Annotated in this window: 14 protein-coding genes; 9 read left to right on the forward strand and 5 right to left on the reverse strand. The window is 52.3% G+C overall.

Annotated features, from left to right (window positions below):
* Window positions 1-295: 295 nt before the first annotated feature.
* Both ahpF and ahpC read right to left on the reverse strand, forming a co-directional pair.
* Window positions 296-1,870, reverse strand: coding sequence for an alkyl hydroperoxide reductase subunit F (gene ahpF / locus WH50_RS03765; protein ID WP_110186108.1), 1,575 nt, complete (start codon window positions 1,868-1,870; stop codon window positions 296-298).
* Window positions 1,871-2,045: 175 nt separating this feature from the next.
* Complete coding sequence (gene ahpC / locus WH50_RS03770; protein WP_104154902.1) at window positions 2,046-2,615, reverse strand: alkyl hydroperoxide reductase subunit C; 570 nt, start codon at window positions 2,613-2,615, stop codon at window positions 2,046-2,048.
* 213 nt (window positions 2,616-2,828) lie between these two features.
* Here ahpC and WH50_RS03775 point away from each other — a divergent pair, with 213 nt between their 5' ends.
* Window positions 2,829-3,377 carry a response regulator gene (locus tag WH50_RS03775; protein ID WP_207780167.1) on the forward strand — a complete coding sequence of 183 codons (549 nt, stop codon included), beginning with the start codon at window positions 2,829-2,831 and terminating at the stop codon, window positions 3,375-3,377.
* A gap of 117 nt (window positions 3,378-3,494) precedes the next feature.
* On the opposite strand, the gene hpf is transcribed toward WH50_RS03775, so the two are convergent.
* Both hpf and WH50_RS03785 read right to left on the reverse strand, forming a co-directional pair.
* On the reverse strand, window positions 3,495-3,830 hold the full coding sequence (gene hpf / locus WH50_RS03780; protein ID WP_110186109.1) for a ribosome hibernation-promoting factor, HPF/YfiA family: 336 nt from the start codon (window positions 3,828-3,830) through the stop codon (window positions 3,495-3,497).
* Window positions 3,831-4,199: 369 nt separating this feature from the next.
* Window positions 4,200-4,406, reverse strand: a complete 207-nt coding sequence (locus WH50_RS03785) for a hypothetical protein (protein ID WP_110186110.1) — start codon at window positions 4,404-4,406, stop codon at window positions 4,200-4,202.
* A 383-nt stretch (window positions 4,407-4,789) separates the two neighbouring features.
* Between WH50_RS03785 and WH50_RS03790 the strand changes: the two genes are divergently transcribed.
* From WH50_RS03790 to WH50_RS03810, 5 genes are all read left to right on the forward strand, one after another.
* Window positions 4,790-6,541 (forward strand): YcaO-like family protein, encoded by a 1,752-nt coding sequence (locus tag WH50_RS03790; RefSeq protein WP_110186111.1) that lies wholly within the window; start codon window positions 4,790-4,792, stop codon window positions 6,539-6,541.
* A 193-nt stretch (window positions 6,542-6,734) separates the two neighbouring features.
* Entirely contained in the window at window positions 6,735-8,720 is a 1,986-nt protein-coding gene (locus WH50_RS03795) for a DNA topoisomerase 3 (protein WP_110186112.1), read from the forward strand.
* A 230-nt stretch (window positions 8,721-8,950) separates the two neighbouring features.
* Window positions 8,951-10,345, forward strand: coding sequence for a Wadjet anti-phage system protein JetA family protein (locus WH50_RS03800; protein ID WP_110186113.1), 1,395 nt, complete (start codon window positions 8,951-8,953; stop codon window positions 10,343-10,345).
* A complete protein-coding gene (locus WH50_RS03805; RefSeq protein WP_110186114.1) occupies window positions 10,345-11,094 on the forward strand; it encodes a DUF4194 domain-containing protein in 750 nt (249 codons plus the stop codon). Before WH50_RS03800 ends, WH50_RS03805 begins: the two co-directional genes overlap by 1 nt.
* Window positions 11,081-14,494 carry an SbcC/MukB-like Walker B domain-containing protein gene (locus WH50_RS03810; RefSeq protein WP_110186115.1) on the forward strand — a complete coding sequence of 1,138 codons (3,414 nt, stop codon included), beginning with the start codon at window positions 11,081-11,083 and terminating at the stop codon, window positions 14,492-14,494. The genes WH50_RS03805 and WH50_RS03810 overlap by 14 nt, the downstream gene beginning before the upstream one ends.
* On the opposite strand, the gene WH50_RS03815 is transcribed toward WH50_RS03810, so the two are convergent.
* On the reverse strand, window positions 14,445-15,179 hold the full coding sequence (locus WH50_RS03815) for a hypothetical protein (protein ID WP_110186116.1): 735 nt from the start codon (window positions 15,177-15,179) through the stop codon (window positions 14,445-14,447). The two genes, WH50_RS03810 and WH50_RS03815, sit on opposite strands and share 50 nt — an antisense overlap.
* Window positions 15,180-15,401: 222 nt before the next feature.
* Here WH50_RS03815 and WH50_RS03820 point away from each other — a divergent pair, with 222 nt between their 5' ends.
* From WH50_RS03820 to aspS, 3 genes are all read left to right on the forward strand, one after another.
* On the forward strand, window positions 15,402-15,839 hold the full coding sequence (locus WH50_RS03820) for an HIT domain-containing protein (RefSeq protein ID WP_110186157.1): 438 nt from the start codon (window positions 15,402-15,404) through the stop codon (window positions 15,837-15,839).
* A gap of 118 nt (window positions 15,840-15,957) precedes the next feature.
* Complete coding sequence (locus tag WH50_RS03825) at window positions 15,958-16,161, forward strand: FmdB family zinc ribbon protein (RefSeq protein WP_110186117.1); 204 nt, start codon at window positions 15,958-15,960, stop codon at window positions 16,159-16,161.
* A gap of 94 nt (window positions 16,162-16,255) precedes the next feature.
* Window positions 16,256-18,028 (forward strand): aspartate--tRNA ligase, encoded by a 1,773-nt coding sequence (gene aspS, locus WH50_RS03830; protein ID WP_110186118.1) that lies wholly within the window; start codon window positions 16,256-16,258, stop codon window positions 18,026-18,028.
* Window positions 18,029-18,105 lie beyond the last annotated feature (77 nt).

The following is an 18,105-nucleotide window of genomic DNA, read 5'->3' on the forward strand; positions in this document are numbered from 1 at the left end:
TTTTACCTGATACAGATGTGCAGCGTGTGGCTGCCCTCTCTCAGGGAGAGAGGGACGTGTGTAACGCCTGCGTGTCGGCTTAACAGGTCGTTGAAAATCTATCTGTGTTGCCGAATACCGCGTCAAAAACAGGCTCACAGCCAAAGGCTGAACGTGCTTTAGCACGGCCCCGAAGGGGCGAGCGGAGCGAGTCAAATGCTCATTTAGCTCACTAAACTCCGCTTTTTCGCCTGTTTCTTGTGCCCTAGGGGTATTTCCTTGTCTCGACGGCCTCGATAACGTTTTCAACAGCCTGTTAGGCCGCTTTCTCTTCTGCGGGGGCAGAGGAGCGAATCAGGTGGTCGAATGCGCCCAATGCGGCATTGGCACCACTGCCCATGGCAATGATGATTTGCTTGTAGGGCACGTTGGTGACATCGCCCGCGGCAAATACTCCGGGCAGAGACGTTTCTCCTCGGGTGCCAACCATGATTTCGCCGAAGCGACTCAGCTCCACACCGCTGCCTTTGAGCCACTCGGTGTTGGGCACCAGACCGATCTGCACAAAGATGCCGGACAGTGCCACATGGTGTTGTTCGCCTGTACCGCGATGAGTGTAGTTCAGGCCAGTAACACGTGCGCCATCACCAGTGACTTCAGTCGTCTGTGCTTCGGTAATGATGGTCACATTTTTCATTGAGCGGGCTTTGCGTTGCAGCACGTCATCTGCACGCAGGCTATTGCCGAACTCCAATACGGTGACATGCTCCACGATGCCAGCCAGATCGATGGCTGCCTCGATACCAGAGTTACCACCGCCAATCACTGCAACGCGCTTACCCTTGAACAGCGGGCCATCACAATGTGGGCAATAAGCCACGCCGCGGCCACGGTATTCTTTTTCACCCGGCACGTTCATTTCACGCCAACGGGCACCGGTGGCCAGCATTACGGCGCGAGAGGTCAGCTTGGCGCCGTTTTCCAGTTCAATTTCGATCAGCTCACCCGCAGTCAGTTTGGCTGCCCGCTGGTCGTTCATGATGTCGACTTCGTAATCACGTACGTGTTCTTCCAAGCTGGCAGCCAGCTTCGGGCCTTCGGTTGCTTTTACCGAAATGAAGTTTTCAATGCCGACGGTATCCAGCACCTGGCCGCCGAAGCGATCCGCAACGATACCAGTGCGAATACCTTTGCGGGCACCGTAGATTGCTGCTGCAGCACCTGCAGGGCCAGCACCTACCACCAGGAAGTCAAAGATGTCCTTTTTGTTCAGCGCTTCGGCCTGTCGCTTGCTGGCACCGGTGTCGATTTTGTTGAGTATTTCTACCAGCGTCATGCGGCCCTGAGCAAAAGACTGGCCATTCAGGTAGACACTGGGCACTGCCATTACATTGCGCTTGCTCACTTCATCCTGAAACAGTGAGCCATCAATCATGACGTTGGTGATCTGAGGGTTGATGGCTGCCATCATGTTCAGTGCCTGAATAACTTCAGGGCAGTTCTGGCAGGTGAGAGAGACATAAGTCTCAAACTGGTATTCGCCTTCGAGATTACGCACCTGTTCGATGATCTCGGGGTTGAGTTTCATCGGGTGCCCGCCACTGTGCAGGAGCGCCAATACCAGTGAGGTGAATTCATGGCCCATGGGAAGGCCTGCAAAGCGAATGATCGTACCATTAGCAGCGGATTTTACCTGCATGGACGGCTTACGCTCGTTCATGTCATCGCTGCTGGAAACGCTGATCAAACTGCTCAGGGAGGCAATGTCCTGAGCTAACGCATTCATTTCCTGTGACTTGCTGCTATCGTCGAGAGACACAACCAGTTCAACAGGGCTTTTCAGATTCTGTAAGTAAGTGCGCAGTTGCTGCTTCAAGTTAGCGTCTAACATGGTTGCTCCCAATATTCGCAAGTACAGTCAAATTTCAGGCAAAAAAAAGCCGCCCCCCTCAACACGGAAGAAAGAAGGGCGGCGCCCGATCGCACAGACAGCAATACCTGAGTATTCTTGTGCGGCCTTGGGTCAGGTGTTGGCTAACGTAAGAGTTAGCCCAGGTGTTCTGCGATTAGATCTTGCCAACCAGGTCCAAAGAAGGAGCCAGAGTTTCTGCACCAGGCTGCCAGGCAGCAGGGCATACTTCGCCGTCGTGGCTGGCAACATACTGAGCGGCCTGAACTTTACGTACCAGTTCTTTGGCTGAGCGGCCGATACCCAGGTCATGGATTTCAGCAACCTTGATCTGACCTTCTGGGTTGATAACGAAAGTGCCACGCAGTGCCAGACCTTCTTCTTCAATCATTACGCCGAAGTTGCGAGAGATGACACCAGTTGGGTCGCCAATCATTGGGAATTCAATCTTGCGAATGGTGTCAGAAGCGTCATGCCAGGCTTTGTGAGTGAAGTGAGTGTCAGTAGATACTGAGTACACTTCAACACCCATCTCAGTGAGCTGCGCGTAATGATCAGCCATGTCGCCCAGTTCGGTAGGGCAGACGAAGGTGAAGTCAGCAGGGTAGAACATGACAACAGACCATTTGCCTTTCAGGTCAGCGTCAGAAACAGGAACGAATTCGCCATTGTGGAAAGCAGTGGCGTTGAAAGGCTTGATAACGGTGTTGATCAGAGACTGAGTCATTTATTAAACCCCTTTAAGTATCGTACGTTTTTGGGAATGGCTTGAAAACAAAATCATAGTACTGTGCAGTCGCGTAAGGGTACATTTTAATAATTGTATGAAAGCGATAGGCAAAACTAATGGTTTGGCAATCGCCTTAGGTTTTTCCAATGATGGCCGATTAGATTCGGCTATACTCCTGAAAACGTTGGATTTCGGATATGAAGGGAGCCTATGGATATTAATCTTTCCCCTCTGGCCAGTCTGGAGGATATCCGCGACGCTATTCGCCGCTGTGGTGCAGAGGATGTCATTTGCTGTCACGCAGAGGCTGTGTTTCACGAAGCTAAGCGTGCACTGCAGCAAAGTGCCAAAGCTGATGTCACGTTGCAGCTTATCGATTATGACGGATACGCTATTCGTCAGGCGTCCAGTCGTCGCAAGGGGGCACCAGCCAAACCCAAGCTCTCTGATCAGTTGACTCGTCAGCAGATGGCGGTGGTGTCTGCGTTAGAAAAAGTATTGCAGCATTGTCGTCGGCATAATATTGCGCTGGTGGGGTTCAGTGACTCATTGGTAGCGGTTCCTGCCCATTTGCTGGAACAGGATAGTCATGCAGTGCATACCATGGCTGCTTTGGAAGTGAATACGCATCAGGCGTATTGTGGTATGGATTGGGATGATCTTGAAGAGCCCGTCGATGGGCCAGACGCTGAAGAGCGTGATGCTGGAGGCAATGTGGACCTTATAGAAACAAACACCCCGGCAAATACCGGGGTGTGATGTCTCCTGAAACTATTTAGATGTTTGAGTCAGGCAGGGATTGGCACCTTATATCTCATTACCTGCCAAAAATTGAATCATTAACCTCTGAATATCTGGTTTGCTGCTGTGTTGCCGTTATGACACTGTAGCTTCTGCTGCGCGCTTCATACCTGCTCCGCGTCGGGGCTGAAAACGTGCCCGATATCTTTCTACCTGTTTTCTTACTTTGTCACCCAGTTCATCAATCGCCACATAGAGGTTGTCTCCCTCTGCTTTGGCGAAGAAGTCACCCTGATCACTCAAATGAATGTGCGCTTCGATGCATTCTTTACGGCCGCTTTTGTTCATCACTATATGAAGGTCATGCACCTGTTGGTCCAGACCTGAATGCTGAACCAGCTTTTGAATAAGACGCTCGCGAACGGCGGGAGAGAGTTTGGCATCGTCAAGGTTGCTAATGCGGATTTGCATGGTTTGCCTCCTGTGCGCATCAAACTGCTGTGCAAGAGAGCTGTTGAAGAACAAGTACTCACCCTTGCACTACAAACAAATAGTAGAAAAAGAAGATAAAAATCAGATAGTTAGTGCTTTTTGCTCCTTCCGTTTTGTGCCTGTGACTTTAGAAAAACACAGCCCTTGAAAGGATGCAATAGGGCTGAAAGGAAATGATGCAGATGTTGATGGGCAGCAATAAAAAAAGGGTAGGCAAACGCCTACCCCCAAACCTGTGAAGACACTCGCTACCGGTGTATGCCTACTGGCAGCAAGTAAGGCGCCATAATAACACGGTATTATGGGGTGTTTCAAATATTGAGCGCATGGTGATAATTTAAACCGGTGTTAGTTGGTAGGAAATAGCCGCTTGAGCGTGTCGTGGGTGGGAAAGTTGTCGACGCGCATCGATGATGCGCTGTTGCTGCCAACATGGCTGATGGTGTACCAGCGGGGTTTGCGTTCATCACCCAGATAGCAGCCATCTACTTCAAAGTGATCTTTTCCTACAGCCAGTATGGCGATCTTGCGTACGCTTTCGTTGTTATTTTTCATCTGTCGTTCCTCGTAGTAGTTATAGTTGTGTTGGATCGTTATTGTTATTTCTCTCGCTATCGCGAAAGGGCATTTCTCAAGAGCTCCGTAACCTACAACGCACTTCCGACCACGTAAAACCTTTGTTTTATGTGGTTGAGGTACAGCAATTTCTATCCTTTGATTTATTCAAAGTGTTGCCCGGTCGTCTGGTCTGCTTCTTCAATTACACAAATGTGGAGGAGTGCTGTGGCTGTTTGCTGTTGTGATTAGACTAAAGTTTGGCTGTTACAGCTGGGTTAAGGTTGTATGGCGCGCATTGGGCGGTTCAGCCGCCCCCTGGCTTGCGTTAAGATGGATTGCACTTGGCACCAAATCTTTTTTTCTGATGTTGGCGGTACTTCATGGCTCCACTTGACTATCGACCCTCTTCTTTCACCTTGCTTGAAACGCTCGAACACATGCGAGAGTTGTTGCGGAAGCGTGGTTTTTTGATGGAGGAAGGCGAGTGGGTCAACCCGATCCCCCATGTCTGGTCAGTGAGACTGCAAGACAAGTTGTGTTCACGACTCGTCAGCAACGGTAAGGGAGTGAGTAAAGAGGCTGCATTGGTCTCTGCCTACGGCGAAATGCTTGAGCGTCTTAGCTGCAATTATTTTTTCAACGGCCTGTATCTTTCGGCCCATGCCTGCGCGGAGCCTTTTGTTTACTATCCTCAAGAAAAGTGGTTTCCATTCGAGGGCGATGAGTGGCCAAGAGGTTTGTTGGATGGACCCACGTTGGCGCACTACAACCTGAGTCAGGACCTGGTGCCAGAGCAATTGATTGATGCCGGTAGCGGGGATAGGAGCAGAGGTATTTGTGCTCTACCGTTCATTCGACAGCGCAATCATCAGACGGTCTGGTTTCCGGTGAATATCATCAGCAACCTTTATGTCGGCAATGGCATGGCCGTTGGGGTAGGGAAGTATGAGGCCCGGGTGCAGGCACTGTCTGAAATATTCGAGAGACACATCAAGACCACTATCATTACGGATGGTATCAGCCTGCCACTAGTCCCTGATGAGGTGCTGGCGCGTTACCCCCATGTTCAAGAAATGGTCACTACACTGGAAAGTAACGGCCTGATCGTGGAAGTGCGTGATGCATCACTCAATGGCAAGTTCCCGCTGATCAATGTCACGGTGATGAACCCCGTCAGTGGTGGATGTTTCGCCTGTTTTGGCTCCCATCCGCGCTTTGGTATGGCGATGGAGAGAGCGTTTACTGAAATGCTGCAAGGGCGCGAGCTGCAGCAGCTTATCGATTTGCCCGAGCCTACGTTTGATCTGACCAAGGTGGCGGAGCAGGCCAATCTTGATGCGCACTTCAGTAAATTCACCGGCAGAGTGTGCTGGGATCTTTTCAGTGAAAGCAATGATTACCACTTTGTCGACTGGGATGTGACAGGTACGCCGGAAGAGCAGTTTAAACATCTGTGTCATCTGATCCACATTGTCGACATGGATATCTATATTGCTGACTACGCATTCATGGGTATGGCAGCGTGCCGCATTATCGTGCCCGGCATGTCGGAAGTTCATCCGGTATCTCGACTTGGCACCGCCAATGACAATCGTGCACGCCACCTGCGCCAGCGTTTATTAGCCTTGCCAGTGCTCGATGTGCCTGCGTTGCGTGAGTTGCTGGATGAGTTGGAAGATATGGATCTGCCTCCCCATCAGGATCTTGGCGGCTTGCTGGGGTTGTTGACTGATGATGATTCCGTTTGGAAAGGCCTCACGGTCTGTGAGATACGTCTACTGATCAATCTGGCGCTGGGTGAGCGAGAGCAGGTGCTCGGTGATCTGAAAGATGTGGTAGCGTGCACTGCGCTGCCGCAGTCGCGGCGGCCCAGATACCGCTGTCTGTTGGTTCTGTTGCAACTTGATCTGGATCTGCATCGTGATCTGCAAGACTACTTGCGAGTGCTGCAGCGCATGTATGGTGAAGTGCTGGTCGAGCAATGTATTGCCATGCTGGAAGGACGAGCGGGCTTCCCGGGATTCGTTGTTGCAGGCGATGATCTTGATGGATTTGCTTCACACCGGACGCTGCTGGAAGCGCGTGAAAAGGTACAAAAGGCCAAAGCCGCGCACTATTTTGCGTTACGTTAAACCTGTTCGCGGATAGGTTAAGTATTCGACGGCTTAGCTCAATATGCTCTGTATTGGGTGAGCTACCGGTCTTGTCTGTCGGGCTGATAAATGCCACCCGTTACGGGGGCTGCCTGGTTAAATTACCTACCTGTGCTCTTGTTTTCCTTCTTTGAGATAAATACTGTATGGCCATCCAGTTTTAGGGGCGGCTATGCGACTCTATTTGTGTGAAAAGCCTTCGTTGGCCAGAGAGGTGGCCAGGGCGCTCGGTGGTGGGCAAAATCAGGATGGATTGATTGCCGGTCAAGGCTGGCAGGTCACCTGGCTGTTTGGGCATATGTATGAACTGGCACCACCTGATAGCTATTCCCCTTCATGGAAAGCGTGGCGTCTTGATACATTGCCGATGATTCCTGATAGCTGGCAGCGGTTGCCTCGCAAAGGCGTCAGTAAACAGCTGTCTGTTATTCGTGGTTGCCTGAAGCAGGCACGAGAGGTGGTCAACGCTGGTGATACGGGCCGCGAAGGTGAGCTGTTGATTCGCGAGTTGCTGGAGGAAATGAACTGGCGTGGACCCTTGTTCCGTCTTTGGCACCATTCTCTGGAGTTGCCTGTGCTGCAAAAGGCGCTGGCCAACTTACGTGGCGGGTCTGAATTTGATGGCCTGCTGTCTGCCGCAAAGGCTCGCCAGTATTCTGACTGGTTGGTCGGTATGAATTTCTCCCGCGCTTATACCGTGCGCGCCCGTGGTGGTGAGCAAGGTAAGGGTGTGCTGATCAGTGTTGGTCGGGTTCAGTCGCCTACACTGGCGCTAGTAGTGGCTCGTGACCGGTTGATAGAGAATTTTGCCAGTGTGTGCCACTACGGCGTTAAAGCGGAGTTTCAGATCAAAGCCGCACGCTACTGGGGGGAGTGGTTGGCGCCCGAAGAGTGGCTGGATGAGCAAGGGCATCTGCTCAATCCACAGCTGGCGCAGGAGCAATTGGCGCGTGTGATAAATCAGCCTGCACATATCGAAAGTTGCGAAGCCAGTCAGCAGCGAACGCTGCCGCCCTTGCCATTTTCTCTATCCAAACTGCAGGCCTGGGCTTCCAGACGGTATGGTTATCCTGCCAAGGCAACATTGGATGCACTGCAGTCACTCTATGAAAAGCACAAGTTGCTGACCTACCCCCGTACCGACTGTGAATATTTGAGCTCAGCGCAATGGGCTGATGTCAGTCGACAGATGCAGGCGTTATCCAGCACTTCTGAGTTAAGTTCGGTGGTTGCTGCTGCGTCGACCGCAAAGCGCCCGCGTTGCTACGACGATGGCAAGATCGGTGAGCACACGGCGATAGTGCCGACCGGAACCCGTCCAGAGCTTTCACGATTATCCGCCATGGAGCGCAATCTTTATCTTGCCTGCGCTACTCGCTGGCTGATGCAGTTTTATCCGCCGTTGTTGGTTAAGCGGTGGCAAGTCATCACTCAGGTTAATCAGCTGCGCTTTCAGAGCAAGGGTAAGGATGTGCTGGAGCAAGGCTGGCGCGCGTTGGAAGGGAGTGAGCTACAGAGTGACTGGTGTCCTCAGTGGGCAGAGTTAAGTAAAGGGGATCATGGCCTGTGCTTGCAGGCTGAGGTTACCGAGCATCAAACCGAACCTCCTGATTACTACACTGATGGCACGCTGATTGCTGCCATGGCACAGATTGCCAAGACCGTCGACGATCCGGATCTGCGCGAGCGGCTGAAGGAGGCTAAGGGGATTGGAGAGGAGAGTTCACGGGCAGCTATTATCGAGCTTTTGCTGGAGCGTACTTATCTGCAGCGTCAGGGTAAACAATTACGAAGCACAGAGCTGGGGCGACAGGTTATTGACTGGCTTTTGCCGCAGCTGACAAGTCCGGTACTGACGGCGCGCTGGGAACGTGGATTGGAGCTGGTGGAGAAGGGGGAGATGGATCTGCCCACCTTCCTGTCCCATCAGGCACGATGGATCAGCAAATTGATTGATGCAGTACGGTCCCAACCAGCACCACAGATTGTAGTGACAGCTCAGGTGTCGCCGAAAAAGAGCATAAGACGAAGAGCGGCAGGCAAACGTGCTGTGGTAAAGACTGACAGCGAGAAGAGGGTGTCTCGTGGGGCTCGGGGCGAAGGTGGTGTGCCCACGGCCCGCTCTCGTCGTCGCAAACCCACTTCTGCCGAAGCTTGAGTGCTCAGATAAGTCGAGGATTTGTAATCCTTTTTTGAACATCTCTCAGTATCCATGAGAATAGATGGCCAATACTCTGTTCGTGCAGGATTTTCATGGTTGCTTTCCTGTCAGAGCGTAGCCATGGTCCGGCTAATCCGTTATCTTTAGCCGTTTATTTCCCCAGGGTGGGTGGCTGCTGCTTGTCCTGCCCTGATAGATAGAACGCCTTATGAACAGAGAACGCTGCAATGCTGTTTAATCACCTGCCGGATGAGCTGTTTGGACCCCTGGCGGGGACAAACAAGGCTGTCTATCAGGCGGTCTTACTGGAGCTGGCAGATCTCTTCTTTGACGAAGACGCTGTGGATCCCTTTATTCCCCGTGATCTGGTGCGCTCGAGCATTGAAGATGCCGTCGTCAAATATGGAGTGAGGCATCTTGCTCCGGAGGGGGATCATGATCATGAGCCACCTCGCTCGGTAGCTGAGACCGCAGCAAGAATTTACCGCCGTCTGTTGCTGACTGGCTGGCTGGAAGAAGAAACTCGTCTTTATCGTACTTTCGTACTGATGTCGCCTGCCATCAGTTATGTACTGCGCTCGTTGGTGAGTGTGGCGCGGCAGGGTAAGCGCAGTTATGGCGGCACCATTCTCAATGTGCTCAGTTCGGTGGAGTCGGCCATCAATGATCCTGAAGGGCGTGGTCTGGCGTTGCAGGAAGCTGCCAGTACAGCAGCGCAGTTCAGTGCGCATCTGACTGATATTTTGTTGGGATTGCGAGAGCTGCGGAAGAATATTGCAGCGACGAATGATCCACAGCGAATCCTCAAGGGCTTCTTTGAGGAGTTTGTTGAGCGCATTCTTGTTGCTGACTACAAGACGCTTAAGACGCAAAACAACCCGTTCCGTTTTCGCCGGCAGATACTTTCTCACCTCAAGGAGCTGCAGTTTGATCCTCCCAAACTGGCAGCACTGTCGCGGCACTATCAGGAGCAGATGGATGTTACCTATGTTGAGGGGCAGAATCTGGTCCACCAGCATATCAGTCGCGTTATCCGTATCTTTGAATCGGTGGATCAGCGCTTATCCCTGATCGATGATTTCCGTTTCCGTCTGGAAAAGCGTGTAGCTGATACTGTCCGTTATATGGACAAGACTACGCCCGGCATGTCTGCGTATCTGCAGCGTATGATCAGAGCTGTCGCAGAGCATAGCGACGAGCAGATTCCGCTGGTTGCCAGTCTTTATCAGCCTGCGTTCCTCTCGCCACGCTCTATCCGTGTGCCGCCGAAGCGTCGGCCAACACCACCGCCCAGAGTTATTCGTCAGATTCAGATTGACCCGGCAGTGCTGGAGTTACGGGAGCGCTTCAAGCAGTTCAAGGCCCGGCGGGAAGTCAGTGTCGACAAGGTCGGTACCTACATGCAGATGCAGTTCGCTGGGCGTAAACAGATGCGTGCCAGTGATTTCAGCATTGACAGCATCGAAGACTATGTGTGCTTCAGCTACGTCCGCCACCTGGGATCACTGGGCAAGCAGGGTAAGTCGCTGAGTAAAAGCTACCGGATTCGTTTTGAGGACACCTACACCTGCGTCGGCGGGATGGTTGAGTGTCGCGATTTTGTTATTGAAAGGATCGATTGATGCTGGGTGATCTCGCCAAAGCGGCCAAAAAGGCCGAGCACCATGAAGCCGAAGACTTTGTTCAGGCGGCAAAATTACTGATTGCCAATCAGTTCCTCTATGCCGAGAAGACCAGTCAGCGGCCCTATTATTTTCTTGTCACTGAGCATCTGGATTATTTCCGCAATCTGTTTGAAGCCATTGGCTGGACGCTGGTTTATCAGGCTGATGAAGCCTTTGTTGGAATTTTGCCCGGTGAAGAAGAACGTACTCAGCGCCTGAAGCTGGATGAGTCGCTTTTTCTGTTGGTACTGCGCCAGCTCTACGAAGAGAAGCTGGAGAACTTCGAGGTGGAGTCAGGCCGTGCCTATATCGATCTGGACAAGGTGCTGCAGACGTACGAGCACTTGACCAACAAAGAGCTGCCCAATGAAACGCGGATGAAGGATATCCTGGCTTTGTTTGCCCGACACGGAGTGGTTGAACGTGGCAAACCGCATGAGACAGATCCGAAGAATATGACGCTGGTTATTCAGCCGGTCATACGTCAGGTTGTGGTCGAGGATTATCTGGGCCAGCTGGATCAGCTGATTGCCACCGATGAAGAAGGTCAGAGCGTAAAGGCCAGGGTGGCTGCGGTGACTGAAGAAACTGGTGAATCTGATGCTGAGCTACTGCCAGAAAAAGTGGAAGACAAGACTGAAGCGGAAGAACACGTAGTGCTGCAAGACGAACAGGTTGCCACCGAGGATAAAGATGAAAACGCTTAACCGCATCGTTCTGGTCAACTGGTACATGCTGGGAGCCGTGGACATTCCTATTCGCGGTAATGTTGCTATCGTCGGCCCTAACGGCTCTGGTAAATCGTCTATTCTGGATGCAGTGCAGACGGTGCTGATGGGCGGTAACAAGCAGTGGCTGAGCTTCAACGCCAGTGCCGGTGAGCGCAGTGAGCGCAGCTTGCGCACCTATTGTCTGGGCTATCTGGATGACACCGGGGCTTCCGGGCGTAAACATCACCGTGAAGATGCGATCAGCTATCTCGCGCTCAGTTTCAAGGATGACAAAACCGGCAAGGAAACTGTTATGGGGATGGCGATTGCCACCTCCTTGAGTAATCCGGATGAAGATATTCTGGGGCGCTTCATCCTGCCGGATTTTGCTGTGTGTCTGGATGATTTTTCCATTCGCCAGGGTGATGGCCGAATCCCCCGCAGCTGGGAAGAGGTGCGTGAGTCGTTCCGCAGCCGCTGCCCGGAAATGGTTCTGGAAAAACGCGCTAAACGCTTCCTCAAGGAAGTAATGGTGCACTTGAGTCACGATCCTAACTTCCCTAATGATGAAGAGAAGTTTGTTAAAAACTTCAAGAATGCCATCAAATTTTCGCCTATCGACAGCCCGACCAAGTTCATTCGCGAGTATGTGCTTGACCAGAATATTGTTCATGTCGGTGCCTTCCGTAAGTCACTGGAAGAATATCGGGCGATGGAAGAAAAAACCCGCGAAGTGGCGAAGCGCCTTACTGAGCTGGAGAAGATCGAGGAGCAGGACAAAGCCTGTGAGCGTCACCATAAAAACGGCAGCGAGTACGAATGGGTCGTTCACGAAACCCGCTTTGAGCAGGCTGACCTGAAAAAGGAGGAGACCGCTGAGCGTCTCGATGCCTTGCATGAGCAGGAAGAGCAGCTGAATCAGCAGCTGGAAGCGATGTCTGATGCGCTGTCGCAGGTAATGGAACAGGTTGCTGAGGCGCGTGCCAGCCTGAATAACTCAGACAGTGTTCACAAGCTCAAGGCGTTGGAATCGAATCTGGAGTCACGTCAGCACGCTTTAAACAGTGTCAAGGCAAAGCTATCCAGCCAGTACGACCTACTGCGAGCGACGGTGGCCTTCGCAAAATATGAACAGTATTTGCCAAAGGACTTCCTGAGTACCGTAAAAGAGTCGGTAGCGCTGTGGCGTGAAGGGGAAGGTCTGGCAGCCAGTGACTGGCCAGCCAATCCGGTGGAAGTGGATCGCGTGGTCGGAGCGCTGCGCAAACAGGTTGATGCCGTGCGTCTGGAAGTGGCAGCCAAAGCTCAGGATACCGTGATCCGTCTGAATACGTTGAAAAATGAAATTCAGGAGCATCGCGAAGCCATCGATCAGATGAAACAGGGTAAAGCGCCGCTGAAGCGCAATACTCAGGAGTTGATGTCGCTGCTGACGGAGTACGGTATAGAATCCACGCCTCTGTGTGAGCTGGTGGACGTGATCGACGAAAAGTGGCGCCTGGCAATCGAAAGCTTCCTCGGTGGCAGGCGTGAAGCATTACTGGTTGATCCAGAGAAAGTACAGGATGCGGTTACTCTTTACCGGCGCAAAGGACGTCATCTGAAAAACTGTCGGATTATCAATACACGACAAACAGATAAGTGGCTTGATCGTAGCGACAAGCGCTCGTTAGTGCAGTTTGTTCAGTGTCGAAGTGAGCATGCTCAGGCCTATATTAATCGTGCGCTGGGCGGGGTAATTGCGGTCGAGACCGAAGCCGAGCTGTTGAAACAGGAACGTGCGATCACCCCGGATTGCATGCTGCAGGCTGAAGGTAGCACCACCTCGATTCGTGAGGAAAGTCCCATGCTTGGCGGTGGCCAGCGCCAGAATCGTCTGGCTGATCAGGACAGGGCATTCGATGTCATGGTCAAGGACTATCAGGCTCTGGATCTGGCTCATCAACAGCTGGAAGGTTTGCGCGAATCTATCATCAAGTTGGCGACTCGCCTGGTAGGTGAAGGTGAGACGGCTTTTGCTCTGTGTAATGAGCGGATGCAGCTGGATGCTGAAATGCAGGCCTTGCGTAACAGTATCGAAGAGCTACGCAACATGGAGGATGGCCCTGCGCGCAGTCGTCTGGAAGAGGCGGTCAAACTGCAGCAGGCCAAGCAGCAGGATCAGCGCAAGCTGATGGATAAACTGCAAGCGCTGAAGACTGAGGTCATCAAGCTCGAAGCCGGGCTTGAGGTGCTGGAGCGTGAAATGCAGGAGCACGGTCAGGCGCGTCAGAAATGTGCCGAGCGTGAAGGATTTGATGCGCAGTCGGCTCAGGAACGTCGTGACTATCTGGAGTCCAGCTGTCAGGGCGAGCTGGAGCGCATCATCTTTGAGGCGGCTCGCAAGGCGCAAGCTGAATTGCAGCTGGCAGAGCGTAAACGTAACGGTGTGCGTGATCTGGTGGCGGAGTACAAGGCGCGTTACCACGCCAATACGATTACCGCTGAACAGGTGGCGCATCTGGGAGGGGATGCTAGTCACGAGCAGTTGATGGGCTTCGTTGCCGAACAGTTGCGTTTGTTGCGTGACTCTGAGCTGGCTAATTATCAGCGTCAGGCTGAGCGTGCGCGGATGGAGGCAGAGACGTCATTCCGTTCTGACTTTGTGGCGCATCTGAATGATCAGATCGACAAGATTAAGGGGCTGATCAAAGAAATTAACCAGCACCTGAAGCAGCGCCCGTTCCATCGCGAAATGTATGCCTTCACGATGACGCCTAATCCTGAATTGAAAGATGTGCTGGAGCTGGTGGAAAGCTTCTCGCGCCATGATCAGGCTAATGTGGGGTCACTGTTTGATACCAGCATTCAGGCCGACTCACCTCACCGGCTGGCACTGGAAAAAATTCATCAGGTGCTAAAGGATGAGGGTGAAGCGCATCTGCTCCAGGATTACCGGAACTTCTACAACTTCGAACTGATCGTGATGGATTTGGAGGGAAATCAGAAGACAACCCTCAGTCAGCGTATCAAGACGGGATCGGGTGGTGAGCATCAGGTGCCATTTTATGTGGCCATTGCTGCAGCACTGGCGGCGACTTACCGTCTGCGAGAAGGGCAGGAGGGTGAAGTGGTGGGAGGCTTCAGTCTGAGTCTGTTCGATGAGGCCTTCAATAAGCTGGATTCGGGTAACACCCAGACATCGCTCGGCTTTATGACCGATCTGGGGCTGCAGACCATGATTGCTGCGCCAGATGACAAGTACTCGCTGATGTCGTCCACCATGGATACCATCATTAACGTTTGCAGGGATGGCAATGTGGTGGATCTGGACGTGGAGTTTCCTACTCCGGAAGGTAAGGCACTACTTAATTCAGATAGTCCCTACCGTCTAGAACAGGCGCTGGCGGAAGAGTAAGCCGGACTTCTGGTGCTTGTAGTACCGGGCGTGGCAACGCGCCCGGTAGTTTTGGCATCAGCACTGCGAAGGGTTGACCATCACGGTTGATCAGGAGTTCTTCTTCGTGTGTGCGGACCTTGTAGCGACTTGGCTTGTCGAGGATGTTGAGCAGTAATGCGAGACCATCAAGCCGCGGAGCCATGTTCTGGTTAGCGGTTTTACTACCATAAAGATAGTGATATTGATGGTTTGCCAGTAGTGACAGCAGTGCGCCCAGGCTCCAGCGGGCAGGCCACTCACTGAGTGGGGCCAAATTGGAGAGCAGGCTTGGCGAAAGGATTTCTCTCTCACGCGCGAAAAAGCGGCGGATGCTCAGGGCATGGCCATTACCCAGTCCGTCGTAATCCAGGACGGTTTTGCTGAAATCCAGTTGCTCCAGCAGGTAGAGCATAAAGCTCAGGCTGAAGCGGCAGTGGGCAATGAAATACTTGATGGGATCGGAACTGGTCTTGGCGCCAATACTGTACTTGATGGCTTGCCGCCCGTTGCGCACCCCTTTGTTGAGCAAGGTAATCATCAGATGATTGCTCTGCAGGTCAACCAGTGTTTCCGGCTCGTTGACGAAGCAGTAACGCTGCTCTCTCTGGATGAAATCATGCCATTGCTCGGCATTCTCCAGTTTGGGCAGGATTCTGATCATCATCCGTGGGGATTCCTCGATCTTCACTATTTTCCTGTTCATGGAGTTCTGCTAGGGTGCCTCGACGAAGCATAACAGGTTTATCTGTTTGCGCCAGCGTTAAGCGAATGGCGATAACCTATTGAAGTTGCAGGTCTGTACTAAGCAAAAGTTATCGACGTTTAGCTCTGTAACTTGACGGTGAAAATGTTTCGTCAGGCTCTGCTGTTGTGGGGAGAAGGTGGAATGGCTGAGTTTGAACTGCATCCGCAATTGCGTGCAGACACGCACTGGATAGGGGATTTGCCGCTCTGTCGTGTGCTGTTAATGAATAACAGCAACTTCCCGTGGCTGGTACTGGTGCCTAAACGGGTCGGTCTGCGTGAATTGTTTGAACTGAGTGATGCCGATCAGCTGCAATGGTTGGCGGAGTGCAACCTGATTAGCCGTGTGCTGGTAGCCGAGCTGGCAGCGGAAAAATTGAATATCGCCGCGCTGGGGAATATGGTCCCGCAACTACACATCCACTGTTTGGCTCGCTTCCAAAGCGATCTGGCATGGCCTACTCCGGTCTGGGGGAAAGCACCTGCAGTGGCCTATCTTGAGGAAGAGCTGGCTGCATTGCTAACAAGGCTAAGAGCAGCGTTGCATCGTGGTGGTCTGGTGTTTGTCGATGCCTCATGAGGCCGTTGGGTGAGTAGGCAAGGCTTTGAAATGGGGTATAATGCTGCGCCTTGACCTGAGGGTCTTACACACAAGTTGAAGGTGTGTGCTATCGCCTGATAGATGCGAGTTCTGATCCATGCCCATATATGAGTATCGTTGTGGCACCTGTGGCCATGATATTGAGGTCATACAGAAGCTCAGTGATGATCCATTGAAAGACTGCCCCGCCTGCAAGGCGCCGACGCTCAACAAGCAGATGTCGGCACCCGGTTTCAGACTGGCAGGTGGTGGTTGGTATGAAACTGACTTCAAAACTGGGCAGAAAAAAAAATCTGGCTGAGAAAGGCGGGTCAGGAAGTACTGTTACCGGTACAACGGGTGGCGGTGCTGATACCTGATCAGGCTGGCCAAAGAGGAATGAATAGGAAATAACTATGCGCAGCCATTATTGCGGCGATCTTCGAGAAACTCACATTGGTGAAGAAATTACCCTGTGCGGATGGGTGCACCGTCGCCGTGATCACGGTGGTGTGATCTTCCTGGACGTACGTGACCGCGAAGGTATTGCTCAGGTCGTGTTTGATCCGGATCGTGCCGAAAGCTTCCAGCGTGCTGATCGTGTGCGTAGTGAATATGTGGTCAAAATTAAAGGTCGAGTGCGCAATCGCCCTGCTGGTACCGAAAATGGTGAGATGAAAACCGGCAAGGTAGAAGTGCTCGGTCTGGAGCTGGACATTCTCAACCAGTCCGAAACCCCTCCTTTCCAGCTGGATGACTATCAGCATATTGGTGAAGACGTTCGTCTGAAATACCGCTTTGTTGATTTGCGTCGTCCGGAAATGGCAGCCAAGCTTCGTTTTCGTTCCAAGGTGTCACATACCATCCGGAACTATCTGGAAGAGCATGGCTTTCTCGATATTGAAACGCCCATCCTGACCCGAGCAACGCCGGAAGGCGCACGTGATTATCTGGTGCCAAGTCGTACTCATGAGGGTTGTTTCTTTGCCTTGCCTCAGTCGCCTCAGCTGTTCAAGCAATTGCTGATGGTCGCTGGCTTTGATCGTTATTATCAGATTGCCAAGTGCTTCCGTGATGAAGATCTGCGTGCTGATCGCCAGCCCGAGTTTACTCAGATTGATATCGAAACTTCGTTCCTTAATGAAGAAGATATTATGGGTATTACAGAGGGCATGGTGCGCAAACTGTTCAGCGAGTTGCTGAATATCGAGTTCGGTGAGTTCCCGCAGATGCCTTATAGCGAAGCGATGCGTCGCTTCGGTTCTGATAAGCCCGACCTGCGTATTCCATTGGAGCTGGTAGACGTTGCCGATTTGGTGGCTGGCGTTGACTTTAAAGTGTTCTCCGGCCCGGCCACTGATCCCAAAGGGCGCGTAGCCGCACTGCGTGTTCCTGGTGGTAGTGAACTGAGCCGCAAGCAAATTGATGATTACACCAAGTTTGTCAGCGTTTACGGCGCTAAAGGTCTGGCATACATCAAGGTTAATGACATCAACGATGCCGAGAGTGGCCTGCAATCACCTATCGTTAAATTCCTTGGTACTGATGTGGCAATGTCTGTGCTGGAGCGAGTAGGTGCACAGAATGGTGATCTGGTGTTCTTCGGTGCTGACAAGGCTCGCATCGTCAGTGAATCTCTGGGGGCGCTACGTTTGAAGCTGGGTGAAGACCTGAATCTATACACCGCTGAGTGGGCTCCCATGTGGGTTGTTGACTTCCCGATGTTCGAAGAAGACGACGAAGGTGCTCTGTCAGCAGTTCACCATCCCTTCACCTCACCTCAGGGCAGTGTTGACGAGTTGAAGGCTGATCCCGCTAATGCATTGTCACGCGCTTATGACATGGTGTTGAACGGTGTTGAGCTGGGTGGCGGTTCTATCCGTATTCACAGTCAGGAAATGCAGGCTGCTATCTTTGATCTGTTGAACATTAGTGAAGAAGAGCAGCGCGAGAAATTTGGCTTCTTGCTGGATGCGCTGAAATTGGGTGCACCACCCCATGGTGGTCTGGCATTTGGTTTGGATCGTTTGGTTATGCTGATGACCGGTGCCAAGTCTATCCGTGAAGTGATTGCCTTCCCGAAAACTCAGAGCGCGGCTTGTCCGATGACTGAGGCCCCAGGTGAAGTCAGTGCCAAACAATTGCGTGAGCTGAATATTCGCTTGCGTACCAAGGGTACTGAGGCCTAGGTCTCAGGCCACCGGTCTGGTTTGATGCAAGCCGGGCCGTGGCTGTATGACTGGGTAGTTTCAAGGAGAGGGCGTAA

It is taken from the genome of Pokkaliibacter plantistimulans, from assembly GCF_003194385.1.
GTDB lineage: Bacteria > Pseudomonadota > Gammaproteobacteria > Pseudomonadales > Balneatricaceae > Pokkaliibacter > Pokkaliibacter plantistimulans.